The following is a 3,406-nucleotide window of genomic DNA, read 5'->3' as shown; positions in this document are numbered from 1 at the left end:
ACCCAAAGCCGGTGGCCTAACCTTTTGGAGGGAGCCGTCTAAGGTGGGATTGGCGATTGGGACTAAGTCGTAACAAGGTAGCCGTACCGGAAGGTGCGGCTGGATCACCTCCTTTCTAAGGAGCACATTTAGTTGGCCATGCTACCCGCGAGTGTCGGGTGGGTGGTTTTGCTCATGGGTGGAATGTTGGTTTTGGGTTGGATGAGGCGCATTGTTGGGTTTTGGGGTAACACATTGTGTGTTGTTCCTTTGTTTGCCTGGCATGGTGATGATGCAAGTGTTTTTGTTTGTGTTGTTGTTGTGTTGTGGGTTGTTGTTTGAGAACTATATAGTGGACGCGAGCATCTTCTGGAATTTGCGTTGAATCAATGCTTTGGTGTTGGTTTGATTGTTGATTTTAGATTCTTATTTTTCTTGATTGTGTGTAAGTTATTAAGGGCACACGGTGGATGCCTTGGCATTAAGAGCCGATGAAGGACGTGTGAATCTGCGATAAGCCTCGGGGAGCCGATAACTGGGCTGTGATCCGAGGATTTCCGAATGGGGAAACCTGGCTCATCTTCATGGTGAGTTACCGCCAGCTGAATGTATAGGCTGGTTGGGGGGAACGCGGGGAAGTGAAACATCTCAGTACCCGCAGGAAGAGAAAATAAAGTAATGATTCTGTGAGTAGTGGCGAGCGAAAGCGGAAGAGACTAAACCTGTGGTGTGTGATAGCGGTTAGGCGTTGCATCATGGGGGTTGTGGGAGTCACAGTGGCAGTTCTAACTGGCTGCCGGCATGATGTTCAGGATGGTAGGTGAACGACTTGGAATGGTCGGCCGTAGAGGGTGAGAGTCCCGTAATCGAAATTGTTCTGTCCGTGGTGTGGCCACCCGAGTAGCACGGGGCTCGTGGAATCTCGTGTGAATCTGCCAGGACCACCTGGTAAGTCTAAATACTTCTTAGTGACCGATAGTGAATCAGTACCGTGAGGGAATGGTGAAAAGTACCCCGGGAGGGGAGTGAAATAGTACCTGAAACCGTGTGCTTACAAGCCGTTGGAGCCTTTTGGGGTGACAGCGTGCCTTTTGAAGAATGAGCCTGCGAGTTAGTGTTATGTCGCGAGGTTAACCCGTGTGGGGTATCCGTAGCGAAAGCGAGTCTGAATAGGGCGTTTGAGTGGCATGACCTAGACCCGAAGCGGAGTGATCTATCCATGGCCAGGTTGAAGCGACGGTAAGACGTCGTGGAGGACCGAACCCACTTCAGTTGAAAATGGAGGGGATGAGCTGTGGATAGGGGTGAAAGGCCAATCAAACTCTGTGATAGCTGGTTCTCCCCGAAATGCATTTAGGTGCAGCGTTACGTGTTTCTTGCCGGAGGTAGAGCTACTGGATGGCCGATGGGCCTTCACGGGTTACTGACGTCAGCTAAACTCCGAATGCCGGTAAGTGAGAGCGTAGCAGTGAGACAGTGGGGGATAAGCTTCATTGTCGAGAGGGAAACAGCCCAGACCACCAACTAAGGCCCCTAAGCGTGTGCTAAGTGGGAAAGGATGTGGAGTTGCTTAGACAACCAGGAGGTTGGCTTAGAAGCAGCCATCCTTGAAAGAGTGCGTAACAGCTCACTGGTCAAGTGATTCTGCGCCGATAATGTAGCGGGGCTCAAGTACACCGCCGAAGTTGTGGCAATGATCTTTTTGGATTGTTGGGTAGGGGAGCGTCGTGTGGCCGTTGAAGCTGCGGTGTAAACCAGTGGTGGAGGCTATGCGAGTGAGAATGCAGGCATGAGTAGCGAAAGATGAGTGAGAAACTCATCCGCCGGATGATCAAGGGTTCCAGGGTCAAGTTAATCTGCCCTGGGTTAGTCGGGGCCTAAGGCGAGGCCGACAGGCGTAGTCGATGGATAACGGGTTGATATTCCCGTACCGGTGAAAAACCGCCCATACTGATATTGTGATGCTAACCATGCGAAGCATGATGTGCAGGCTTTTGTTTGTGTGTTGTGTGGGTTGTGGGACCCGATCTTTGGAGGTAAACGTGTTAACAGGTGTGACGCAGGAAGGTAGCCAAGCCACGCGATGGTTGTCGTGGTCTAAGCGTGTAGGGTTGTCGGTTGTTAAATGCGCCGGCTGTGTGCCTGAGACGTGATGGGACCCTGTTTTTGGGGGATTTGGTGATCCTATGCTGCCGAGAAAAGCATCGGCGTGAGGTTTTAGCCGCCCGTACCCTAAACCGACACAGGTGATCAGGTAGAGAATACTAAGGCGATCGAGAGAATCATGGTTAAGGAACTCGGCAAAATGCCCCCGTAACTTCGGGAGAAGGGGGACCTTGAGCGTGATGGGCACTTGCTGCCTGGAGCGTGTATGGGTCGCAGAGACCAGGGGGAAGCGACTGTTTATCAAAAACACAGGTCCGTGCGAAGTCGTAAGACGATGTATACGGACTGACTCCTGCCCGGTGCTGGAAGGTTAAGAGGATTGGTTAGCCTTTTTTGGGCGAAGCTGAGAATTTAAGCCCCAGTAAACGGCGGTGGTAACTATAACCATCCTAAGGTAGCGAAATTCCTTGTCGGGTAAGTTCCGACCTGCACGAATGGAGTAACGACTTCCCTACTGTCTCAACCATGAACTCGGCGAAATTGCAGTACGAGTAAAGATGCTCGTTTCGCGCAGCAGGACGGAAAGACCCCGTGACCTTTACTATAGTTTGGTATTGGTGTTTGGTTTGGCTTGTGTAGGATAGGTGGGAGACTGTGAAGCATGGACGCTAGTTTGTGTGGAGTCGTTGTTGAAATACCACTCTGGTCAATCTGGATGTCTAACTTCGGGCCATGATCTGGTTCAGGGACAGTGCCTGATGGGTAGTTTAACTGGGGCGGTTGCCTCCTAAAGTGTAACGGAGGCGCCCAAAGGTTCCCTCAGCCTGGTTGGCAATCAGGTGTTGAGTGTAAGTGCACAAGGGAGCTTGACTGTGAGACTGGCAGGTCGAGCAGGGACGAAAGTCGGGACTAGTGATCCGGCGGTACGTTGTGGAACGGCCGTCGCTCAACGGATAAAAGGTACCTCGGGGATAACAGGCTGATCTTGCCCAAGAGTCCATATCGACGGCATGGTTTGGCACCTCGATGTCGGCTCGTCGCATCCTGGGGCTGGAGTCGGTCCCAAGGGTTGGGCTGTTCGCCCATTAAAGCGGTACGCGAGCTGGGTTCAGAACGTCGTGAGACAGTTCGGTCCCTATCCGCTGCGCGCGTTGGAAATTTGAGAAAGGCTGTCCTTAGTACGAGAGGACCGGGACGGACGAACCTCTGGTATGTCAGTTGTACCGCCAGGTGCATGGCTGATTGGCTACGTTCGGGAGGGATAACCGCTGAAAGCATCTAAGCGGGAAGCCTGTTTCGAGATGAGATTTCCTGGCACTTT

The 3,406-nt window shown here is 52.2% G+C and carries 2 rRNA genes; both read left to right on the top strand.

Annotated elements, in window-relative coordinates:
* Positions 1-115: ribosomal RNA gene (locus HMPREF2894_RS00010) — 16S ribosomal RNA — on the top strand; the annotation flags it as partial.
* A gap of 307 nt (positions 116-422) precedes the next feature.
* Positions 423-3,406 (top strand): 23S ribosomal RNA (locus tag HMPREF2894_RS00005); the annotation flags it as partial.

The organism is Rothia sp. HMSC066G02 (assembly GCF_001813145.1).
Taxonomy (GTDB): Bacteria; Actinomycetota; Actinomycetes; order Actinomycetales; family Micrococcaceae; genus Rothia.
The sequence above is the reverse complement of the archived record's forward strand: the minus strand, read 5'-3'. Positions and strand labels throughout refer to the sequence as shown.